The organism is Vibrio antiquarius (assembly GCF_000024825.1).
In the GTDB taxonomy this organism is placed as follows: Bacteria; Pseudomonadota; Gammaproteobacteria; order Enterobacterales; family Vibrionaceae; genus Vibrio; species Vibrio diabolicus.
The window spans coordinates 1,199,095-1,220,266 of record NC_013457.1; the positions used below are offsets into that span (position 1 = coordinate 1,199,095).

Consider the following 21,172-nt stretch of genomic DNA (forward strand, 5'->3'; position numbering starts at 1 on the left):
TGCATGGGCGTTTAAGAATGCATCATATTGGCCAGCGCCAAACTCAGGGGCAGGCACAGGGACGGACACAGGGAAAGTAGGGTGGAAAACAAGCAGATACTGGTCGTCGATGACAACCTCGACCTTCGCGAAGCATTGTCAGATTACCTTGGTCGCGCAGGGTTTGAAGTGCTTTGCGCAGAAAACGGCGGCGTGATGTGGCAACTGCTCAACGATCACCATCCTGATTTGATCATCCTCGATATTATGATGCCCGGTGAAGACGGTTTTACCCTGTGCCAGAAACTGCGCAAAAACTCCGATGTTCCGATCATCATGCTGACCGCCGTCACCGAAGAAGCCGACCGAGTCGCAGGGCTAGAAATGGGCGCTGACGACTACATCACCAAATCATTCAGCCCGCGTGAACTGCTCGCGCGCATCAAAACGATTCTGAGACGCAGCCAAACGACCGCCAATAGCAAACTGACGCGTAAAGTGCGTTTTGACGACTGGTTGTTAGATACGGTAACCCGGCAACTGACCCACGTTGCTAGCCGCGAGGTCAAACAACTGAGTGGCGCGGATTTGTCGCTACTTGGTTTATTCGTCAACCACGCACAATCGATTTTGTCGCGCGATGATATTGCGCGCGAGATCTGGGGACGCGATGCCGACCCGTTTGAACGCGGCATTGACGTGCAGATCAGCCGCTTGCGTCATCACCTTGAAGATAAAGACCGCTCGCTGATCCTAACGGTGCGCAACAAAGGCTACATGCTAACCACGGACGTGCATTATGAGAATTAAACGCTGGACGGGATCACTGGTCGTTCGTACCAGTGTATTCCTGTTGCTGGTGATCATTCTGGCGCAGGTATTATCCGGAATTATCTGGTATCAACACGCCAGCGAACGCGATAAAGAAGGCCTGACCACCACAGTCAAAAGCTTAGCACTGAGTGCTTCTTCTACCATCGCTTTCTTTCAAACCCTCCCTTCGGAATACCGCCACTTGGTGCTCAATCAACTACGCAATATGGGCGGCACGCGCTTTTTCGTCTCACTCAACAATCACCAGATTGACGTCGACCCACTGCCAGAGAGCGAGCGCAAAACGTTGGTCATCAACCAAGTTCGCGAGGTATTAGAAAGAGAGTTGAGCGGCATTCCTAATATCGAGGTGGAGTTTACCCAGCGCGACAAACTCAAAGTGTTCAACAACGAGCTACCTATCGACGAACTGCCACTATTGTGGGCGCATTATTCGCTTTCGTTTGGTGACCTCAATCCGCCTATTCTGGTGATGCAGGTCGAAGTCGCGCAGAACGAATGGTTTTATCTCGCGGCGGTGCTGCCCGCGCCTTACATCAACCTAGAGACTAACTATTTTGAGCTGCGCCAATGGCTGACGCTATTGGTGTCCGCGCTAATGCTGTTGCTGTGTACCTGGTTTATCGTTCGCAAAGAAATTCAACCCATTCGAGAGCTGGCAAAAGCCGCAACCCTGATGTCGAGCCGACTAGACGTGCCCGAAGTCTCTGAGCGCGGCAGTAACGAACTGAAAGCGGCGGTACGTGCGTTTAACAAAATGAACCGACGCATCGACAGCCACATTAAAGACCGCGAGATGCTGTTCAGTGCCATTTCACACGATCTGAAAACGCCGATAGCCTGCCTAAAACTGCGGGCGGAAATGCTGGATGACGACGCCGACCGAGAACGCTTTATCCGCCTGAGTAACGACCTAGATTTGATGGTCAAAGGCGCATTGCAATGCATTAAAGAGACCGATATCCACGAGGAAATCGAGCCGATCAATTTCACCCAACTGATTCAGCACATTTCCGCCAATATCGCCGATGCGCCGGACACAATTCGCATCCACGGTGAAATCCACACCCACTTTGCTGGTAAACCGTTAGCGATTAAGCGCTGCATTCAGAATCTGGTCGATAACGCGCTCAAATACGGCCATCAAGCGGACATTACGCTGAGTGAAAGCCCAGAGTCGATCCAGATTGAAATTGAAGATCACGGTGACGGTGTTGACGATTTATTACTTGAAAAGCTCTGCCAGCCATACTTCCGCGCTAGCAACGATAAAGAAGGCAGTGGGCTGGGGTTAACCATTTCACAGAGTATTGCAAAGGCTCATGGCGGCGACTTGTTGCTGAGCCATTCTCAGTTTGGCGGCCTCTGCGCCACACTGACTTTCCCGAGAGACTGACTATGAACAAACTGGCATTCTTGTTCCCACTGTTGCTCGCCCCTTGCGTCGCTCACGCTGAGTCGCCACAAGGGGTAGAGTTTTTACATTGGTGGACTTCTGACGGCGAACAGCAAGCGCTGCAAACACTCAAAGCTCAGCTAAAACGGCACGATATAGAGCTGCTGCAAAGCCCGGTGTTAGGCGGTGGTGGCGACAGCGCGATGACGGTACTGCAAGCTCGCGCGCTGGCGGGCAACCCACCGAGCTTCGCGCAAATCGAAGGGCCAAGTATTAAGGCGTGGGATGCCATCGGTATTTTGCACAACGTCAACGCGGTAGCGGATGAGCAGCGCTGGGACGAGGTGCTCTACCCGCTGTCTATCGAAATCAATAAAACACAAAACGGCTATATCGCCCTGCCACTTACGCTGCACCGCTTGAACTGGTTGTGGGTCAACCACAAGCTGCTTAAACAACTGAATCTTTCCGCGCCGAAAAATTGGCAAGAAATGTTCGCCGCCATGGAGCTTGCGAAGCAAAATGGCATCGTGCCAATCGCGGTCGGTGAGCAGCCGTGGCAAGTCGCCCAACTTTTCGAGAACTTAGTGATCTCCACTGGCGGCGTTGAGTTCTACACCAATGCAATGGTTAAACTTGAGCGAGACAGCATCGACAGTGATACCTTGCGCCAGGCGTTGACGCAATTTCGCCGCCTGAGTTTGTTGATCGACAACCAATTACCCGACAGTAAGTGGGATACGGCGACCCAAGCGCTAGCCGACGGTCAAGCGCTGTTTCAAATCGGTGGAGATTGGATTTTAGGTGAGCTGCTCGCCAATCAAGTCCCGGTTCCGCAAGAGATCGGCTGTTACCCAACGCCGGACAGCGATGGCGTATTCCTCTACAACATGGACAGTTTGGTGTTTATGTCGAGCAAGTCGTTTTCTGCCGAGGCGGCTCAGCAAACCGCCAGCGCGCTGGCAGACGTCGAGTTTCAAGCTAAGTTCAATAAGGTAAAAGGCTCGATTCCGGTACGCACCGATATCGACATCAGCGATTTTAATCCGTGTCAGGTCCAGTCATATCAAGACTTTCACTACGGCGTTAAACACAACCTCGCTGTGCCGAGTATGATTGATTCGATGGCGGTCAATCCGGTTGCTCAGCAAGCGATAAACTCGGAAATCTTCCGTTTTTACCGCAATCCCAAGATGGAACCCGACGAGCTGATAAAACGCATTATTGCTATTTCGCAAAGCGGTTAATGGCAATGAATTTGTGCCGAGTGGAATAAAAAAGCCCCAATGATTGGGGCTTGAATGAAGCGAAGTATGCCGTTTAAAAATAGTGGAAGATCGGCGGTTCATGCATCAAGAAGTTTTGATGGGAGATGTTCCACGCATACGCGCCCGCTAAGGTAAACACAACGTAATCACCAATATCGACGTGGGCGACGTGTTGATTACGTGCCAGCACATCTTTGGGCGTACAAAGCTGGCCGGCAAAGGTCGCTTGTGCATGCTGAATTGGATGAGAAATCTCATGGTGTTGCTCGCTTTTCAGGATGACGAATGGATGATCATGGCTCTGCGCTGCTGGTGTGCGGAAGTGGTGAGTTCCTCCGCGCGCGATGACAAAGTTTTCGCCAAGATTTTGCTTAATATCCAGCACTTCCATTACGTAGTAACCGCATGCCGCCGTGATGAAACGTCCGCATTCAAAACGCAGTGTCCAGTCTTGCACTTGCTCTTTGGCGATGAGGAATTCCAACTTGTCGCAAAACTCCATCCACGGAAAGTGTTGCTCAGGGTTTTGGTAGTTAATCCCCATGCCTCCACCCAAGTTGATCATCAGCTCACCGAGTTCAAACTCTTGTTGCCACGCCTTCACGACTTGGAAATAGCGCTGCATTAACGCTAAGTGACGTTCAACATCGAGCTGATGCGACATCAAGTGAAAATGGAAGCCTTTGAGTGACACTTGCGGGAAATCGCGCAGCAACATCAAAGCATTACTCAGTTCGGACTCGTCCAAACCAAAAGGAGTTGGCTTGCCGCCCATCGCCAACTTGCTGAGCGTGATGTCGCCAATATCGATGTTCATACGCAAAAAGATCGAAGCAGGGCGGTTGAGGCGCTCGGTTAGTGCACCAATGCGTTGCAGCTCGGTGAGGCTTTCGACATGAATTGCATCAACATCAAGCTCAATCGCTTGTTGCAATTCACTTGGCATTTTTCCTGGGCCACCGAAGATCAATGGCTTATCGAGTTGTTGCTGGTGGAGGTGTGCCAGCTCCCCGCCAGACGCCGCTTCAAAACCATCGACATACGGCGCGAGCGTTTTGAGAATCGGGCCCGATGGATTGGCTTTGGCTGCGTAAAATAGCTCGACATTTCTCGGCAAAACGTGACGCAGTTGTTTGATGTGTTCTTCTAAGGCGTTTAGGTCATACACGTACGCGCACAAGGGTTGATTTTGCTGCTGTGCGAGCGTGTGAACTTGCTGGCTAACGCGTGTCGGTAGGGAGAGTGAATTAGACATGTTGCGCTCCTTTTTCGTGTTGCTGCCAAGGCGCGGCGACTTGGGTATAGCCCGACTCTTTATCGGCTTTTTGCATCAAACGTGTGGTGAAATTATTTTTGCTTGGGAAGTGACCGCCATTCAGCAACGCTTCTAGTTCTGGCTGTTTTCCATTCACTGACTGCCAACGCACAATGGCACTTTGCACCGCATTCCATAGCGTTTGCTCTAGTGGCTCATCACCTTCTGCGATGAAGAAAATCGCTTCGCTGATGTTGTTGATAAAGGTGCAGTATCCGATGCGATTCCAGCCTTGTTCGCGACTGTAGTAAACCGATTGTCGCGCGCGTTCAGACAAGTCAGTTAATGTTTCTGCTGGCCAGAACTCCGGCAGTAATTTAGTGCCTTCCAAATCACGAATCCAAACACAACACGGCATCTCTTGCTCAAAGCCAATCAAGGTGTTTTGCAAATGCGGCTCAAACGCCACCCCGTGTTTGAAGTAGTAGTTAAACACACCCGGAATTAGGCAATGCAAATAGCGTTCAAACCACAGTGTCGCGATGTCGGAATAGCGATTTTGCGTAGTACGCGCTTTGTTTTTAAGGCGTTGAGCAATGCAACTGTTGCCGTTTTTGTCGTAAGCAAACAGAGCGCCAGCGAGGGTTGGTTTTAAGATATCGACTTCGCTCAGCGAGAAATTTTCGCGATACAAAATCCCAAACGATTCGCGCGCTTTGGTGTTGTCGTCCCAATTACGCTCAGCGACGCTTTCTAGATTCAACGTGGTGGCGTAAGGCTCTGTCATCACTTTAAATACGGGGTTGTGCAGCTGTTCGTTTTCTCTAATTGGTTTAAGAATCGACGTGAGCTGCACGGCGCTGTCGAGTTCGTACCACGCGTTTTTGCGCACGCAATTGGTTAATCGTACGTTGATGGAGAATTTCGCAAACCAGTCCATGTCTGGGTGGTAGAGGGTACGAACCGAAGAGGTCGGCTGCATCTTTTCACCACCTAAACCCAGTGGCGTGATCTTGCCTTGTTCAATGGCACGCTTCACGCTTGGGTTGCTCAAAATGGTGTAGCTTTCCCAAGGATGACAAGGGTAGAGGGTCTTCCCATCGCTGGTGGCGTGTTGTGGCGCGAGCTGTTGTAGCATGCGTTGCGCAGGGTTAGCTTCTCCGTCGGAACTCAGCACATCAAGTAAGGACGTATCCACTTCAAACCAGTACAGCGGGACTTGCGCGCCGACTTCTGGAGAAAACGCCAAGAGATCATCCATGGTGACGCCCGAACGACTTTTTGGGGTCGGATGGAAAGTGTGCCCCCAAATCAGAGACTGTTCCGAAGCGATAAATTCGTTGTGATGCGATTTGGGCGCGACGTTGAGAAACTGCTCGGTAACCAGCACGCTATTTTCCAGTTGTTCGATCAGCTCATGGTTAAACGGGATCGCCAACACCTGCTTGAGATAGTTAAGCAAAAGCGTAAGAGTTTGCGTGGCATCCAATTTCGCCCAGCCAGATCCCGGCATTTTCGCCCACGGCAGTTCTGCCAATTTGATTTTGCCCAGTTTGCTCGCGTAGTGAATCGGCAAAACCAGCACGCCATTTTGTTGAGACAGATGAACGGCTACCCGTTGCTTGGCGGAATAGTTGCGTTTTAACGTTTGGGGTAGCGATGTCGATTGGTAGCGCCATTCCACTTGTTGATTCGGTAGCGCAAATTCACGTAAGTAACAATTAAGAACACCCATTATCGTGTTGAGTTGGGCCTTCTCCCGATTGAGCTGCACATCATGCGCGCGCAACTCGCTAGTCTGAGAGGATTGAGTTTGTAACATGTTGATTTCCAAATTTTGAATGGAGAACCAGCGCGATCAAGGTGATTACGCTGACTATCGTAGAAAGTAGGAAAGGAACCTCAAGTAGCCCCAAGCTAGAAATGAAAGAAGCGCAAAATCCCGCCGCCACGCCACCCCATTTGGACATGGCATCAAAGCGAGAAAATACTTTGCCACTGAGTTTGCGATCCAGATTGCTCGCAAGATGCTGATGCAATCCGTGATAGCAACACACCATCGCGATGCCGAAGATAATTCTCGCAGCAATGAGTGCGGTTTCGGACGCAATCAAATGCAAGGCAGAGCTCACGGCAAGCAATGCAAACCCGAGCCACAACGTGCGCAGCGGTTGATGGCGATTCAGCCCATCTGACAACACGTGGATTTTGCCTGCCAGCAACAGATAGAAGCCATGCGGCAGTGCGTACAAAAAACCGATCCATGCGTGGTTAGTGATGCCATATTGCTGCACAAACGGCGAGAAATAAGGAAAGGTCACCACCATGGAAAATGCAAACCCGAACTGAGCAAAGAAGATCCAACGAATGGCATGCATTGCGTTTTTCTGTGCAACCGGTTTTTCTTGCTGAGATTCTGAGTTTGGCTTTTCGAGGTTTCGTTCGGCGGGTTTATCCGCAGGCAGTGTTAGCGTGATGCCCATAGCAATTAAAGGCAAAACGCATAACCACAGGTATGCGTTGAGCGGGTTGGTCTCTGACAAGCTCCAGCCGAGCCCAATGGGCGCAACGATCAGCGCCAAGCGAGCAGATAGTTGGGTTTTATTGAGTGACTTGCTGAGTGTTTTGGCTTCTTTAATTTGACTAGATAAGTAGCTGTTCGAGGCGGCCATGGTGCCGCCAAAGGTTCCTTGAACAATAAGACCAAACACAAACATGGCGAGGTTGTCTGCCAAGCCGCACAGCGCAAACCCTGCTGCAAGGCCAAGTTGCGCACGCAAGAGTGAGCGGCGGCGACCGTAGCGATCGGCAAAGCTGCCCCAAAATCGCGCCGCCAACGCAGTACAAAACGTGGGTAGGATAAACAATACCCCTGCCCAGTCCGCATCAATGCTTGCGCCTAACGTTGGCAACACGACGGGTAGAAATAGCGGCATACCTAACGCGGCAAACGCAGCGATAAAGTGGCACAACAACACACTGTAGATGAGTTTGGTCATAATCGTTTAACGTACGCTTTTTTTGATGGCTTCTAAGTAGGCGCGTTGCGCTTCTTCGCTAGAAAGCAGCAAGAAATTCGGAGCCGACAAACCATAGAACTTATTGATGTCACTCGCGCCGGAGGCCTCTTTCGAGAGCAAACTGCCAGAGCTCAACAAGTACTTGGCGTACAAATCAGGCGCATCTTGCAGTAACTCGCGTGCCAGTTTTGTTTCTAACCCTTCGCCTTCCAATCGGTTGAGTTGCTCTGCAATGCTTTTGGCCACGATGGCGTAAAGCGATGCTGAAGAGCCAATGCCCTTCGTAGCCATGGCTTCTACAATCGCTGCAATATCCAGTTGTAATGTGATGGTGGTAAACATCTGACCGAGCGCTAATTCACTGTCGACTTTGATGCGTTGATCGAGCAGTTCATCGCAATCCACTGGAAGTGTTTCTGCGCCGTGGTTTTGAGCAGCATGCTCTGTTGCAAAGTGGAAGCGCTCTGGCCAAATTCGCGCCGCGTCGTTGTCTTTCATCGCGAGCGTCATTTTGCCCTGCTGATCAAATGCAACGATGGCGTTTTGTTGGTTGGACTCCAATGCGATGCCATAACGAAGCCACAAGGTGAGGTGCACTTGGCAAAGAAGGTCGACGTAATCTTGGAACCACGCCAGCGTATCTTGTTGATAGTACTGCTCTGCCAAATGTTCTAAGAACAAGCGGTCGTCAGGCATTGGGCTTGCCAGTGCTGCAACCGGAACTAACGCTTTGTCTTCGCAATGAGTAAGTGGGTACTCACGTACGATGTACGCGAAGGTTTTACCCTCGCCGACGTGTCCACCGTGTTTTTCGTTGCAATGGAACAAGCGAGTGTTTAAATCGGCGTCCGTTTGTTCAAGGTGGCTGAGTAGACGTTCAAACCAGTGGCCGTCATACAGTGTTGAAGGCTTGATTAAGCGAATGTTTTTCGTACCTAGCGATCGCATGATCAGCGGAACTTTGATGTGAATATGCGGCGCGTCGTTGACTACCACAGTACGAACGGAAAGCGTTGGCGTCACGTCTAGGTACGTAAACGGCGCTTCTATCATGCCTTCGGGTAAGGCTTCTAAAGAGCGAAGGGTGAGCGGATGCGCAGGGAACAGTACGTGGCTCAGTGCAAAATCAGCAGGAAGCCCCACTTGCTCCATCGTCGGCCAGCAATCAGGTTGTTCGCTGGTTAATGTCACCAGTGATTTTTCAATCGCAATCCAATGCAGAGCAAAGCTTTGTGCAAACTCGGGCGCGTACTTAGCAAGGTCTTCATCGCTCAGACCAAACTTCGCACGCGCAGTTGGATAGTACGGGTGGTCAAGGTAAGAAGCGATCTGGTCGGCAAGCAGCAGTTTTTGATGCCAAGAACCAAGCTCGGATATTGGTTGAGAAATGTGGTCGGCGTGGTGACGAAACGCTTGGTCACACAGCGCTTTGTGTTTCTCTGCACATTCCAGTTCTTGAAGATACCCCGCCAACAATTCGTGAGAGCTCTCATGCGCCAGTGTCGTTAGGAGTGCAATCCACTCTTTGTAATGTTGTTGATGCTCGACTTGGCCATTTTTCTCCACCCACCAACCTTGTGGTGTTTCGTCATAGGCGTGGCCGTAGCGCCAGTGCTGCATGTAATACGTTGGCGCAACGGGTAAATACAACGTGAAATCAGAGTTGGCAAATATCAGCCAGACTTGCTCGCCTTGAGGAACAATTACCCCTTTTGGCGCGTCGCTACTGAACTTGGCTTTCGACAAAATGCCAAACATGTCTTCGCGTAAGCAAGTGTCGATCAATCGTTGCGTTAGATACAAAGCGTTGTCATTCATGCTGCCACCTCACGAGTCGGAGCTAGATCGAAATTGCTAAGCGCGTTCTGCAGCGCTTGGTCGAGGTTTCGCCCTGATGGTGAGACAATCGAAATTCGGGCGAGATAATCCTTATTGGAATAACTCTGTTGGAAGTGTTCTCCAGCGGTTTTTAGTACCTGTTGCTGGGTGATGATATCGTCATCGTGTTGGATGAACGACGTCGAATCTCCATCAATCACACCACTGTGTTCGGCAACCACGTAGTGCACGTGCGCTGAACCATGAATTTGGTAATCGCCGTCCAATCTTCGGCCTAAATGCAGACCTAAAATCGTGCTAAACCAACCGAAGTGAGCGAGATTGTTGAGCAAGAATTCGCGACCATCTCCAATGCTGCGGTAGTTAATTTCCACTAGGACTGGGCCGTTTTCAGTGATAATAAATTCGCTGTGGCAAACACCAAAACCAACGCCAAACGCTTTCAGTTGAGCCACGCAAGCTTCTCGGTGAGCAATGCCGTTTGGTCCGTTCCAGTCTGCGGCCGTTTCGATAAAGTAAGGCGGCTCTGAGAGCGACACATCAAAGCCGCCCACGGCGATAAGGCGCTCACCATCTCCCAGAGTTTCGAGCGTAACCAACGGTCCTTGAAGGAAATGCTCCACCAGAATGGCGGCGTTTGGGTGTTTTTGCCAAAACGCATCGCAGTATGCGTCGAGCTCGCTTTGGGAGTCACAGCGCTGCACATCTAAACTTGCCACGCCTTCTTTGGGTTTTGCTACGACAGGAAAGGCCATGCCTAATGCCATATTCGAATGGCGGTGCAGCAAACAGCTTTGTGTGTTGGGTAGGGCTTTTTCATTTAACACTTGTCGAGTTAAGTGTTTGTTTTTGGCTTTTAACGTGACAGACCAATCTTTGGATGGGAGGCCAAAAAATTGCGCGCAGATGGCGGTGGAAGTTTGTAAGTGATCACTATTGCTGAAAATAGCGTCTGGCTTTAATTCATGCTCCGTGATGGTTTCGATGAGTTCTAATGGGTTGAAGACATCACATTCTAGAATGGTATCCGGATTAAAGTGACTATCACGACTCGCCAGCTCTAAATGGCTGATCTTGTGGTCGGTGATAAGAACGACGTGAAGGTCCATCGCTTTAGCTGCAGGCACGAAGCCGTGAGTGACTGCATCGTTAACGACATGACTTACGATAATCATCGTAGATTTCATGAGCTTTCCTAATTTTCTAACATTTTCTTCTAACGTTGATAAAGTCGCTCACGGTCGTCTTCCAATGTGCCTCTCGCGAGACGGAAGGCAGAAGTTTTAGTGTTTATTGTTATTATGTTTGGTTTTTTTTGTTGTTAGTTGTGTTTTTAGGGTAAATAAATATAGAGCATAAAATTAATATTGCAAATAGAAATAATATTTGTTCTTATTTCCATCCGTTGGCTTTATAACAACTAAACGGAATTATGGAATGAATAAATTATTGACCCTGACCCCCTTGGCGGTCGCGATTGGTTCTTCACTAGTAGCACCAAGCGCAGTGGCTTCAGAAGAGACGAACTCAACCTCATCAGCAACTGAAACGATTCAAGTCTTCGGGCATAAGTACGAAGGTTATGCTGAGCACATGCCTCAATCAGGCACCAAAACCGATGTGGAATGGCTTGATGTGCCACAAGCAGTATCCGTAGTAACGAAAACAGAAATGCAAGACCGAGGCGCGGTGCGTTTAGTGGATGCGCTAGATGGGGTAGCCGGGGTCAATAACACCTTGGGCGAAGGCAGCCGCGATCAGTTCATGATCCGTGGTTTTGATTCACTCAACGATATGTACCGTGATGGCTTGCGAGATGACGGTACGTTGCAGTCTTACCGCAGCTTAGCGAACGTTGAACGCGTTGAAATTGTGAAAGGTCCTGCGGGTGCTTTGTATGGCCGTGGTTCGGCTGGGGGCATCATCAACTTGGTGACGAAACGCGCTAACGGTGAGAATTTTACTCACGTAAACGGCAGTGTAGGTAGCAACAACCAGTATGTCGGTCAGGTCGACAGCTCAATGGCGTTTTCAGATAAGGTCAACGGGCGTATTAACTTGGAATACCGTCAAGCCGACTCGTACGTTGATCATGTTGATTCAAACGATTTCTTCATTGCACCGACCATTCGTGTGTTACCAGCGGATGGTCACACCATTGATATTGACGTGGAATACGCCCATCAAGAACTAGTGCCATATCGTGGTGTGCCATCAAAAAATGGCAAGCCAGTTGATTTGCCAGTAAGCACTTACTTTGGCGGCACAAACGACTATCAGGAGTCAGACAGTCTCCGTATTGCGGTGGATTACGAATGGCGTCTGAATGATCAATGGGTATGGAACAACCGAGCGGCGTTCAACCATATTGAACTTGAGCAAAAAGGCACGCGTCAGGGCAAAGTGACGGGCAATGAAGTGTCTCAAACCGTTAACAACTTTGGTTACGATCCACGTACTACGACCACTTTGCAATCTGAGTTGGTTTGGGAAACCAGGGACAATCAATTGATGGTGGGTGCAGATTTCAACCAGATCGATATCGACCTAACGTTGGCAAGTGATAAAACGCTTCCTCCGCAAAATATCTACGACCCAGTCGTTGGTCCAACGACTGATCCGGGCTTTAAGCCATTTCGTGACAATACCACCACCACGACAGGTTTGTATGTGCAAGACGTCTATACGTGGGGCGACCTTTCTTTGATCGGTAACGTGCGTTACGACTCGATGGAGCTCGAACAACAAAAAGCGGGCTCAGATAAGGAAAAGTTGGATGATGACAAAGTCAGCTACCGTGCTGGTTTGGTATACCGTATCAATTCCGACACATCCGTATACGCCAGTTTAGCGCGCTCTTGGCAGTTACCGTACGCTGGTATCTACATCAATCCAAAATTGGCGGAATTCTTCCACACCGACTTAAAAGAGGTGGGTGCAAAAGCGTACCTTTTGGATAACGCATTAATGTTGAATGCGGCACTGTTCCAGATTGATCAAGAGCAACCACAAACCAACGTGGACGGCGATGTCATCGACAAAATTGAAGTACGTCACCAAGGCATTGAGCTAGAAGCTCGTGGCCAAATCACCAAACAGTGGGATATCTCTGTTGGTTACAGCTACTTGGACGCAGAAGACAAAGCCACAGGTAAAAAGCCGAACGATGTGTCAGACCACTTGTTCTCCCTTTGGAGCACTTACCAATTGGATGACAAGTGGCGTTTAGGCGGTGGTGTGAAATACGTGGGCGACCGTTATGCAGGTAACGACGAAGCCGTCGCACTTGGCGATTACACCACGGTGGATTTGATGGCGGCGTACACCACTGGTCGTCACAAGATCCAAGCGAACGCTTACAACATTTTGGATGAGAAATACATTCTTGGCGCAACAAACGGCACGTCTGGCCTAAACCAGATTGGCTACGGCGCACCAGCCGAGTTCATGCTCAGCTATGGATATCAGTTCTAGGCTTGTTGTGCGTAGTTGATGCACGTTAGCCGATTTTTACCTCTTATTGAGGATGTTTTAGCCCCGAGAGCCTACGGGAAATGTTCTGCCCGAGGCTCAATTTCTCGCAAAGGAGACCTTAATGTCTTACCAGAATTTGGATGGTAAAGTGCGTGTACGTGCTGGTTTGTCTACCACTTACAGTGTGCTCGCGATTGCTATCGCTTCTGCCACCTCCATGAGCGCAGTTGCCGCTCCTGCCGCAAAAAACGAAACCACCGTGATGGAAACGGTTGTTGTCACTGGCAGCGTGATTGGCAACTCTGACATTGAAGACGTCAAAGAGTACCCTGGTGCTCGTACCGTCATTACCCGTGATCAAATTGAGAAAACTGCAGCTGGTTCGATCGATAATGCGCTACAGCGTGTTCCGGGTATTAAAGTTCAGGATGAAAGCGGAACGGGCGTATTGCCTAACATTTCCGTACGTGGTTTGAAAGCAAGCCGCAGTGGTCATGCGCAGTTCTTGATGGATGGTGTGCCGCTAACGCTCGCGCCATACGGCCATACTGGTCAGTCTATCTTCCCAGCAACGCTGTCGATGCTTGATCGTATTGACATTGTACGCGGCGGTGCCGCAGTGCAGTACGGTCCAAACAACGTCGGTGGTGTGATCAACCTAGTGACCAAACCGATTCCACACACTTGGCAAACTGAAATCAGTAACCGCCTTACCGTGTTTGACGGTGGTGATGCGCCGCTGAATGATTTTTACCTGCGCACGGGCGGCTGGTTAAGCGACACGTTTGCACTGCAGTTGGAAGGTAACTTCCTAAAAGGTGAAAGCTTCCGTGAACATTCCGATACGGACGTGAAGAACTTTCAAGCTAAAGCACAGTGGCTATTGAGTGACACTCAAGAGATTCAAGCATTCCTGCAACGTTACGATGCTGAAACGCAAATGCCGGGCGCACTTTCGCCACAAGATTACGAGCAAGATCGTCACCAATCGAAACGTCCTTACGATGATTATGAAGGTAAGTCGACGCGCTGGAGCGTTAAGTACATCCACGATTTGCCATTTGCCGACAGTGCTGAGCTAGAAGTGCTAACGTTTGGCCATAAGTCAGAGCGTCTTTTCAAGTGGGGCTTTAACAGCGCGGGTGGCCATTGGGCGGATCCGGCTCTGCCAGCGACGGACGTTCGTACCTCTCCACGTGAATTTACCGTGTATGGTATAGAGCCAAAAATGGCGATGTACTTTGGCGAAGGTAAATCCGTTACTCAAAACTGGATCGTGGGTACCCGTTATGTTAACGAAGACATTGACTACAAACTCACTCAGACTCCAATCGCCGGTGGTGCAACCAGCGTTCCGCGTGATTGGCATCTAGATACGGACGCGTTTGCTGGATACGTTAGCAACGAAATTGGTTTGTTCAATGATACATTGAAGGTAACGCCTGGGTTGCGTGTTGAGTCGGTTCGCATGACGTTTACCGATCGCGGTAAAGAGCAAACGGCAGACAACAAGGTGACCGAATGGCTACCGGGTTTGACGGTGGCATACAACGTGACTGACCAATGGGTAACGTATGCGAACGCGCAAAAATCACTTCGTGCGCCACAAATTGCCTACATCCGAGGCTTGGGTGAAGAAGGGAGCGAACTGGCTTGGAACTACGAAGTCGGCGCGCGTTACACCCAAGATGCGACCAGCTTTAACGCTGCACTTTATCGCATCGACTTTGAAGATCAATTGCAATGGCAAAGCTCAACGCAGACCTTCGATAACATCGGAAAAACACTTCACCAAGGTTTAGAGCTTTCTGCTCGTTACGTGCCTGAAGCACTGCCTGCACTGAGTTTAGGCGCAAGCTACAACTATCTAGACGCTACGCTTGAAGAAGAAGGCGCGAATAAAGGTAATCAACTGCCTTACACCTCTAAGCATCAGCTTGGTTGGGATGCAACCTACGCATTTTACGGCATGGACACCACGCTATCGGGCTTCTACTTCAGTGATTCGTATACCGATAACGTCAACACCAGTGACGAAGACGCAACAGGTGCAACGGGCAAAGTGCCGTCTTACATGGTGTGGAACTTCAACTTAGGCACGGATTTATACAAAGACGACAAAGGCAAGTTACGCATGAATGTTGCGGTGAACAACTTGTTTGACGAGGAGTATTACTTCCGCGGGATTGATACAAGCCCAGTTGGTCGGTACCCAGCTCCAGGACGCTCTTACACACTGGATCTGAACTATCAGTTTTAAGCGTTTCGTTCACCGAGTTTGAAAAGAAAAGTCGCCAATTTACCTTGGCGACTTTGCCGATCTGAGGTACTGGAAAACTCTTAGCACTGGAAAAAAGCAAGATGAAAAATAAAAAACAATTTACGATCAAACACTTTTCAACCGTTTTGTTGATGCTACTGAGCTCAGCTTTGATGTCATTTAGCGCATTTTCTCAGGCGCGCAGCGTGCAAGATGAGCAAGGCACGTTTGAGCTAGAAGCGATACCTCAACGTATTGTGGTTTTAGAGTTTTCGTTTGTCGATGCATTAGCGGCAGTCGATGTCTCACCGGTAGGCGTTGCCGATGATAACGATGCAACACGAGTTATCCCTGCTGTTCGTGCCAAGATTGAACCTTGGCAATCGGTCGGCATGCGCTCACAACCGAGTTTAGAGGCGATTGCGGTGCTCAAGCCTGATTTGATCATTGCCGATACCGAACGTCATCGCGCGATTTATCAAGATTTGCAGCGAATTGCGCCAACTTTGCTGCTAAAAAGCCGTGGTGAGACATATCAAGAAAATCTCGAATCCGCACACAAAATCGGCGTGGCGATTGGCAAACAAGCGAAAATGACACAACGAATTGAGCAGCACAAAAAGACAATGGCGGAGTTCAAACAGCATTTTGCGACACAAGAAACCATTCAGTTTGGTGTGGTTTCTGACAAAGGGATGTGGCTGCATAGCCCGGTTTCTTACGCTGGGGGCGTTTTGAGTACGCTGGGCATCCAAAGCCCGTTGGCTCCATCTGAGCAAAAAGCGTATATCCCAACCAGTTTCGAACTTTTACTAAAAACCAACCCTGATTGGTTGTTAGTTGGACTTTACTCTCAACCAAATATTGTGGATGAGTGGCGCAAAAATCCATTGTTTAAGTTGCTAACTGCTGCGAAAAAACAGCAACTTGTTGAGGTTTCTCCTGAACTGTGGTCGTTAAATCGCGGTATGTTGGCGGCGGAAGAAATTGCCCGCAACCTTGAAACGTTATTGGGGCGCGCATGAGTGCGTCGATAATCTCAGAAAGCCCGACTTCGGTTAGCAAATCGCATTGGAAAGCGAGCTTGTTTGTCTGTGCTATGACGTTGTGTACGCTCTCAGGCTATGCAGCCTCAATGATTGGCTGGTCCAACTTTTCTTTGAGCGTTAATGATCTGACAAGCTATTGGTTTGCGTTTGATGAGGGCAATATGCTGCATCAAATCCTCGCGACGCTGCGTGCGCCTCGTACCTATGCTGGGTTATTAATTGGCGCTTCGCTTGCGGTATCCGGAGTGCTGATGCAAGGATTGACTCGTAACCCTTTGGCGTCGCCATCCATTCTCGGCATTAATGCTGGTGCGGCTTGTTTTATGGCCTTGGCGTCCATTGGAGTACCATTCTTTAGTCAATTGAACCCAATCATCAACGCAGTACTCGGCGCGCTACTAAGTGGTGGTGCGGTCATGTTGTTGGGCGGTTTTTTCTCCGCGCGTTCTCACCCATTGCGTTTAGTGCTAGCGGGCATTGCCATCAGTGCACTGCTGATAGGGTTAACTCGTGCGTCGGTAATTTTGGCGGATGACATGGCTTACAGCGTGTTGCATTGGTTAACGGGTTCACTCTCTGCGGTAGATTCTGAGCAGTGGCAGCAACTGTGGCCTTTTGCGACTTTAGGTTTGGTGCTCGCCATGGGCTTAGCGCGAAACTTAAATTTACTCGCGTTGGGGGACGAAGTTGCTGTCGGGTTGGGTGGTAACATTCGTCTTACGCGATTAATCAGTGGTTTAGCGGTTGTGCTGTTGGCAGGAACTAGCGTGGCGATTGCTGGACCAATTGGCTTTGTCGGGTTGTTAGTGCCGCACTTGGTACGCCCGATTGTTGGTCACAACTATCACATTTTCATTCCGGTTTCCGCTTTGTGTGGCGCGGCATTGGTGACGTGGTCAGATGCTTTGTCACGCGCGATTGCCTTTCCGGCCGAAACGCCGGTGGGCGTGATTACCGCACTGTTGGGCACACCTTGCTTTATCGCGATTGCAATGAGGAAATCATCATGATGAATCAAACCAAACTGTTTGCATTACTTGGATTGTTGCTGATTGCGTCTTCTCTGACGCTGTTTGTTGGCGCGGCGAATCTGTCGGCTCAACAGGTTTTTGCATTGCTGTTTTCTTTTTCTGATTCGGACTTTGTGATTCACCAATATCGATTGCCGAGAATGTTGCTCGCCATTGGCGTGGGCGCTGGGTTGGGGCTGTCTGGCATCTTAGTTCAAGGCGTCATCCGTAATCCACTTGCCTCCCCAGATTTGATGGGGATAAGCGCAGGGGCAGGGCTGGCGGCTACCGCTTGCTTGGTGTTGTACCCGAATGCGCCAGTGGCAATGTTGCCGATGGTCGCCATGGCGGGAGGCTTGCTTGCCGCAGGCTTTATTGCTGTGCTGGCTTATTGGTCGAAGCCAACACCTGCGCGTTTGGCGCTGATTGGTGTTGCTGTCAGCGCATTTTTAGCCAGCGGTATCGACTTTCTTCTGATTGTGCACCCTATCGAAATCAACACGGCGATGGTGTGGTTAACGGGCAGTTTGTGGGGACGAAACTGGCAACAAGTGCCGTTTATTTGGAGTGCTCTAATGCTGCTACTGCCATTGGCGTTTTGGCTGGCATGGCGGTTAGATGTGATGGGACTGGGAGAAGAAAGTGCCACTACACTTGGCACGAAACCAAGACAGATCCAAATTCTTGCGTTGATTGCTGCCGTGTTATTGGCGAGCATCAGTGTGTCTGTGGCCGGCACGATCAGCTTTGTTGGCCTGCTTGCGCCGCATCTTGCGCGTTTGTTGTTTGGTCACAACCACAAGTTATTGATTCCTGCTTCTGCAACCCTTGGCGCGCTGTTGGTGATTTGCGCCGATGGCTTGGCGAGAGGCTTACAGCCGCCAATTGAGCTGCCAGCGGGTGTGCTGACTTCTGTTATTGGCGCACCATATTTCATTTTTCTTTTGTATCGTTATCGAGGTTGGTAAGCATGTTACGAACGCAGAATTTATCCGTCGCGTACGGCAAACAGACCATTATTCCGGATCTCTCTTTGTCGATTCCTCAAGGTAAAATTACCGCGCTTGTTGGCCCAAATGGTTGCGGTAAGTCGACACTATTAAAAACCTTGGTACGCATCAATAAACCAGCGTCCGGCCAAGTGTTGTATGACGACAAACCACTAAGCAGCTACGGTGATAAACGCTTGGCACGCTCGTTGTCTTTGCTGCCGCAGATTCTTGTCAGTCCTGAAGGTATTACAGTCAGAAAACTGGTCGAATATGGCCGCTCGCCTTATCTCTCTCATTGGGGTCGGTTAAGTCAACAAGACAAAGCCTTGGTCGAGCAAGCAATGCAAGATACTGGCGTGATTGAGTTTGCTGACCAGCCAGTTGAATCGTTGTCTGGCGGTCAAAGGCAAAGGGCGTGGATTGCGATGGTAATGGCGCAAGATACCGACGTAGTGATGCTCGACGAGCCCACCACTTATCTGGATCTCTCCCATCAAGTTGAGCTGATGAAGCTAATGAGGCAGATGAACGACAAAGGCAAAACCGTGGTCGTAGTGCTGCACGATCTAAACCAAGCGTGCCGTTACTGCGATCATTTGGTGGTGTTGGAAAAAGGTCAGCTAGTTACGCAGGGAACGCCGCAAGAGGTACTGACAGAAGGCATGTTGGCATCGGTGTTTGATTTACAAGCCAGAGTATTTAACGACCCAATCTCGGGCACGCCGATGTGCGTGGCGGTGTAAATCGTCCCAACACTTTCCGCGATAAAAACGCAGCGTCATAAAAATAAACCCCGCTAGTAATAAATTTGCTAGCGGGGTTTGTTGTTTTAGAGAGTGTTGTAGATTTGACCGTTTAAGCCAGTTTAAACGTCGCCACTTTCGAGTTGAGATCTTCTGCCTGCGATTTCAACTCAGCAGATTGATTCATCGATTCTGCTGCGCCAACCACCAACTGATCGGTCACATCTTTAATTGACGTGACGTTTTGCGTGATTTCATTGGTTACGTGAGTTTGTTCTTCAGCTGCGGTTGCAATTTGCGTTGCCATATCGCTGATCAACGCAACGGCCGCGTTGATTTCATCCAGAGCCAGTGCTGCGCGATCGGCATCTTCCACCGAACCTTGCGCGAGCTGAGAGCTTGTATCCATGATGGTCACAGCGCGTTGTGTGGTCTGTTGCAAAGTCTCGATCGTCGAGCGAATCTCTTCGGTTGAGGTGTGTGTGCGTTGTGATAGCACGCGAACCTCGTCTGCAACAACGGCAAAACCGCGGCCTTGTTCACCTGCACGCGCCGCTTCAATCGCCGCATTCAGAGCCAGTAAGTTGGTTTGCTCCGCGATGTCTCGAATCGTTGATAGCACGGTTGAGATGTCTTGCGCGTGCTGATTGAGCTCACCGATGACAACGCTCGCTTGGTTGACTTCGGAAGACAAATTATTGATGGACGATTTGGAGTTGATCACCAATTCATGACCATTTTGTGTGCTCGCTGAAGAGTCTTGTGCGGCTTTGGCCGTCTGCTCTGCATGCGCTGCAATCTCTTGCGTTGCCGATGCCATTTCGGTCACAGCGGTTGCCACCATAGTGATTTCTTGTTGCTGATGGTTCAGATCAGAAACCGATTGATTTGCGCGAGTCGTGCTCAGCTCCGATTGTTGGCTCAGTTCTTCCGCTTGTTGACGAATGTGGCCAATAAGTTGCTGCAAACTTTCAACGAACTGGTTGAAGTTTTCAGCCAGTTCACCAACTTCGTCACGGTTTTCTACTTTGATGCGTTGAGTTAGGTCACCGCTACCGTTGGCGATTTGCGCGAGCGCATTCGAAACATTGTAGAGCGGACGGAACAAGATGTTACATAGCAGGTTAAACAAAGCCACACAGATGACGACGACGATAGTGGTTGCGATGATTTGATCCCAAACGGCTTCGTAGAGAGGGGCAACTAACGAGTTTTGATCTAACACTGTAACCGTTGTGAGTTTGGTGCCCTCAATATGGCGCGCGTAAACCACATATTCGGTGTTGTTAATCGAGACACGACGCTCTGTGCCGGAACGTGCGGCAGAGGTAATATCGCTGTTGTTTAGGCCTAGCTTGCTAACAGGTTGGTTCAGCAGCTTACCGTCGTTATGGGTGAAAATATTGCCCTGTTCATTGGCAATAAACATATAGCCTTCACCCGGTAGGATCACTTGGTTGAGGCTGTTTAAAATATCTCCAATTTCGACATCTGCACCCAGAACGACGGTTTGACCATGTAGTTGCAGTGCTTTACCAAGCGACACGACGTTGGCCCCCGTGGCCGCTGCGACGGTTGGGTTATCCATAAAGACTTTCGATGGATTGGCAATGGCGTTGGTGTACCAACCCCACTTGCGTGGGTCGTTATTACCTGGTGGCAAAACCACCCCATTAGCGTTGTCTTGTGAGCCGTCTGGGTAAGCGAGAAAGACGTTATCAAACGCGCCAGAGTCTCGGACTTGTTTCAAGTGCGTAACTAGAGAACGCTTTTCTGAATCGGAAGAGAGTGACGTCAGTGCTCGCTCTTTTGAGAGTAACCAGTCCTTTACGTATTGATTGTAAGATGCGCTGGTGCTTTCTAGTCGTTGCGCGACTTCGACATCCAGTCTGTTTAATGAATCTCGAAAAGACAGCCCTTCTACCAGCACTCCCCCGAGAATGATGGCAGCACTGGCAGAGATCGCCAGTTTGTTTTTTAATGATAGATTTTTGAACATAAAGCGAATAATAGATCTTTGAATAATAGTTGTTGTGTTTTTATTCTCATCAGG

At 49.8% G+C, this 21,172-nt stretch carries 15 protein-coding genes; 9 read left to right on the forward strand and 6 right to left on the reverse strand.

Annotated features, from left to right (window positions below; all coding sequences use genetic code 11):
- The first annotated feature begins 81 nt into the window (after positions 1-81).
- Genes VEA_RS20300 through VEA_RS20310 form a run of 3 tightly spaced genes read left to right on the forward strand, consistent with a single transcriptional unit; the run spans position 82 to position 3,456 of the window.
- Positions 82-789: a response regulator gene (locus VEA_RS20300; RefSeq protein ID WP_006740848.1), complete on the forward strand. Its 708-nt coding sequence runs from the start codon at positions 82-84 to the stop codon at positions 787-789.
- Positions 779-2,209: an ATP-binding protein gene (locus VEA_RS20305; protein ID WP_006740847.1), complete on the forward strand. Its 1,431-nt coding sequence runs from the start codon at positions 779-781 to the stop codon at positions 2,207-2,209. Before VEA_RS20300 ends, VEA_RS20305 begins: the two co-directional genes overlap by 11 nt.
- 2 nt (positions 2,210-2,211) lie before the next feature.
- Complete coding sequence (locus tag VEA_RS20310) at positions 2,212-3,456, forward strand: ABC transporter substrate-binding protein (RefSeq protein ID WP_006740846.1); 1,245 nt, start codon at positions 2,212-2,214, stop codon at positions 3,454-3,456.
- A 73-nt stretch (positions 3,457-3,529) separates the two neighbouring features.
- Here VEA_RS20310 and VEA_RS20315 read toward each other — a convergent pair whose 3' ends face one another.
- Genes VEA_RS20315 through VEA_RS20335 form a run of 5 tightly spaced genes read right to left on the reverse strand, consistent with a single transcriptional unit; the run spans position 3,530 to position 10,778 of the window.
- Positions 3,530-4,732: a type III PLP-dependent enzyme gene (locus VEA_RS20315; RefSeq protein WP_006740845.1), complete on the reverse strand. Its 1,203-nt coding sequence runs from the start codon at positions 4,730-4,732 to the stop codon at positions 3,530-3,532.
- Positions 4,725-6,554 (reverse strand): siderophore biosynthesis protein PvsD, encoded by a 1,830-nt coding sequence (locus tag VEA_RS20320; RefSeq protein ID WP_006740844.1) that lies wholly within the window; start codon positions 6,552-6,554, stop codon positions 4,725-4,727. Before VEA_RS20320 ends, VEA_RS20315 begins: the two co-directional genes overlap by 8 nt.
- The gene (locus VEA_RS20325) at positions 6,526-7,731 is read right to left on the reverse strand and encodes an MFS transporter (RefSeq protein ID WP_006740843.1); all 1,206 of its coding nucleotides are present in this window, start codon (positions 7,729-7,731) and stop codon (positions 6,526-6,528) included. Before VEA_RS20325 ends, VEA_RS20320 begins: the two co-directional genes overlap by 29 nt.
- A 6-nt stretch (positions 7,732-7,737) precedes the next feature.
- Positions 7,738-9,570: a siderophore biosynthesis protein PsvB gene (locus tag VEA_RS20330; RefSeq protein ID WP_006740842.1), complete on the reverse strand. Its 1,833-nt coding sequence runs from the start codon at positions 9,568-9,570 to the stop codon at positions 7,738-7,740.
- Positions 9,567-10,778, reverse strand: coding sequence for an ATP-grasp domain-containing protein (locus tag VEA_RS20335; RefSeq protein ID WP_006740841.1), 1,212 nt, complete (start codon positions 10,776-10,778; stop codon positions 9,567-9,569). The genes VEA_RS20330 and VEA_RS20335 overlap by 4 nt, the downstream gene beginning before the upstream one ends.
- A gap of 250 nt (positions 10,779-11,028) precedes the next feature.
- On the opposite strand from VEA_RS20335, the gene VEA_RS20340 reads away from it, so the two are divergent.
- The 6 genes from VEA_RS20340 to fecE all read left to right on the forward strand — a co-directional run bounded on the left by VEA_RS20340 (position 11,029) and on the right by fecE (position 19,119).
- Positions 11,029-13,065, forward strand: coding sequence for a TonB-dependent receptor (locus tag VEA_RS20340; RefSeq protein WP_006740840.1), 2,037 nt, complete (start codon positions 11,029-11,031; stop codon positions 13,063-13,065).
- 121 nt (positions 13,066-13,186) lie between these two features.
- A complete protein-coding gene (gene pvuA, locus VEA_RS20345; protein ID WP_006740839.1) occupies positions 13,187-15,325 on the forward strand; it encodes a TonB-dependent siderophore vibrioferrin receptor PvuA in 2,139 nt (712 codons plus the stop codon).
- Between the two features lie 101 nt (positions 15,326-15,426).
- The gene (locus tag VEA_RS20350) at positions 15,427-16,350 is read left to right on the forward strand and encodes a Fe(3+) dicitrate ABC transporter substrate-binding protein FecB (protein WP_006740838.1); all 924 of its coding nucleotides are present in this window, start codon (positions 15,427-15,429) and stop codon (positions 16,348-16,350) included.
- 74 nt (positions 16,351-16,424) lie between these two features.
- Entirely contained in the window at positions 16,425-17,384 is a 960-nt protein-coding gene (locus tag VEA_RS20355) for a FecCD family ABC transporter permease (protein WP_412034509.1), read from the forward strand.
- Entirely contained in the window at positions 17,381-18,352 is a 972-nt protein-coding gene (locus VEA_RS20360) for a FecCD family ABC transporter permease (protein WP_006740836.1), read from the forward strand. The genes VEA_RS20355 and VEA_RS20360 overlap by 4 nt, the downstream gene beginning before the upstream one ends.
- A gap of 2 nt (positions 18,353-18,354) precedes the next feature.
- On the forward strand, positions 18,355-19,119 hold the full coding sequence (gene fecE / locus VEA_RS20365; RefSeq protein WP_006740835.1) for a Fe(3+) dicitrate ABC transporter ATP-binding protein FecE: 765 nt from the start codon (positions 18,355-18,357) through the stop codon (positions 19,117-19,119).
- Positions 19,120-19,231: 112 nt separating this feature from the next.
- Here fecE and VEA_RS20370 read toward each other — a convergent pair whose 3' ends face one another.
- Positions 19,232-21,118 carry a methyl-accepting chemotaxis protein gene (locus tag VEA_RS20370; protein WP_006740834.1) on the reverse strand — a complete coding sequence of 629 codons (1,887 nt, stop codon included), beginning with the start codon at positions 21,116-21,118 and terminating at the stop codon, positions 19,232-19,234.
- Positions 21,119-21,172: the final 54 nt, after the last annotated feature.

Excerpts from the sequence above, each read along its gene's own strand:
- VEA_RS20360 (WP_006740836.1), top strand. The coding sequence starts at position 17,381 with ATGATGAATCAAACCAAACTGTTTGCATTACTTGGATTGTTGCTGATT.
- VEA_RS20315 (WP_006740845.1), bottom strand. The coding sequence starts at position 4,732 with ATGTCTAATTCACTCTCCCTACCGACACGCGTTAGCCAGCAAGTTCAC.
- VEA_RS20335 (WP_006740841.1), bottom strand. The coding sequence starts at position 10,778 with ATGAAATCTACGATGATTATCGTAAGTCATGTCGTTAACGATGCAGTC.
- VEA_RS20305 (WP_006740847.1), top strand. The coding sequence starts at position 779 with ATGAGAATTAAACGCTGGACGGGATCACTGGTCGTTCGTACCAGTGTA.
- VEA_RS20320 (WP_006740844.1), bottom strand. The coding sequence starts at position 6,554 with ATGTTACAAACTCAATCCTCTCAGACTAGCGAGTTGCGCGCGCATGAT.
- pvuA (WP_006740839.1), top strand. The coding sequence starts at position 13,187 with ATGTCTTACCAGAATTTGGATGGTAAAGTGCGTGTACGTGCTGGTTTG.
- VEA_RS20355 (WP_412034509.1), top strand. The coding sequence starts at position 16,425 with ATGACGTTGTGTACGCTCTCAGGCTATGCAGCCTCAATGATTGGCTGG.
- VEA_RS20370 (WP_006740834.1), bottom strand. The coding sequence starts at position 21,118 with ATGTTCAAAAATCTATCATTAAAAAACAAACTGGCGATCTCTGCCAGT.
- VEA_RS20330 (WP_006740842.1), bottom strand. The coding sequence starts at position 9,570 with ATGAATGACAACGCTTTGTATCTAACGCAACGATTGATCGACACTTGC.
- VEA_RS20350 (WP_006740838.1), top strand. The coding sequence starts at position 15,427 with ATGAAAAATAAAAAACAATTTACGATCAAACACTTTTCAACCGTTTTG.
- VEA_RS20340 (WP_006740840.1), top strand. The coding sequence starts at position 11,029 with ATGAATAAATTATTGACCCTGACCCCCTTGGCGGTCGCGATTGGTTCT.
- VEA_RS20310 (WP_006740846.1), top strand. The coding sequence starts at position 2,212 with ATGAACAAACTGGCATTCTTGTTCCCACTGTTGCTCGCCCCTTGCGTC.
- VEA_RS20325 (WP_006740843.1), bottom strand. The coding sequence starts at position 7,731 with ATGACCAAACTCATCTACAGTGTGTTGTTGTGCCACTTTATCGCTGCG.
- fecE (WP_006740835.1), top strand. The coding sequence starts at position 18,355 with ATGTTACGAACGCAGAATTTATCCGTCGCGTACGGCAAACAGACCATT.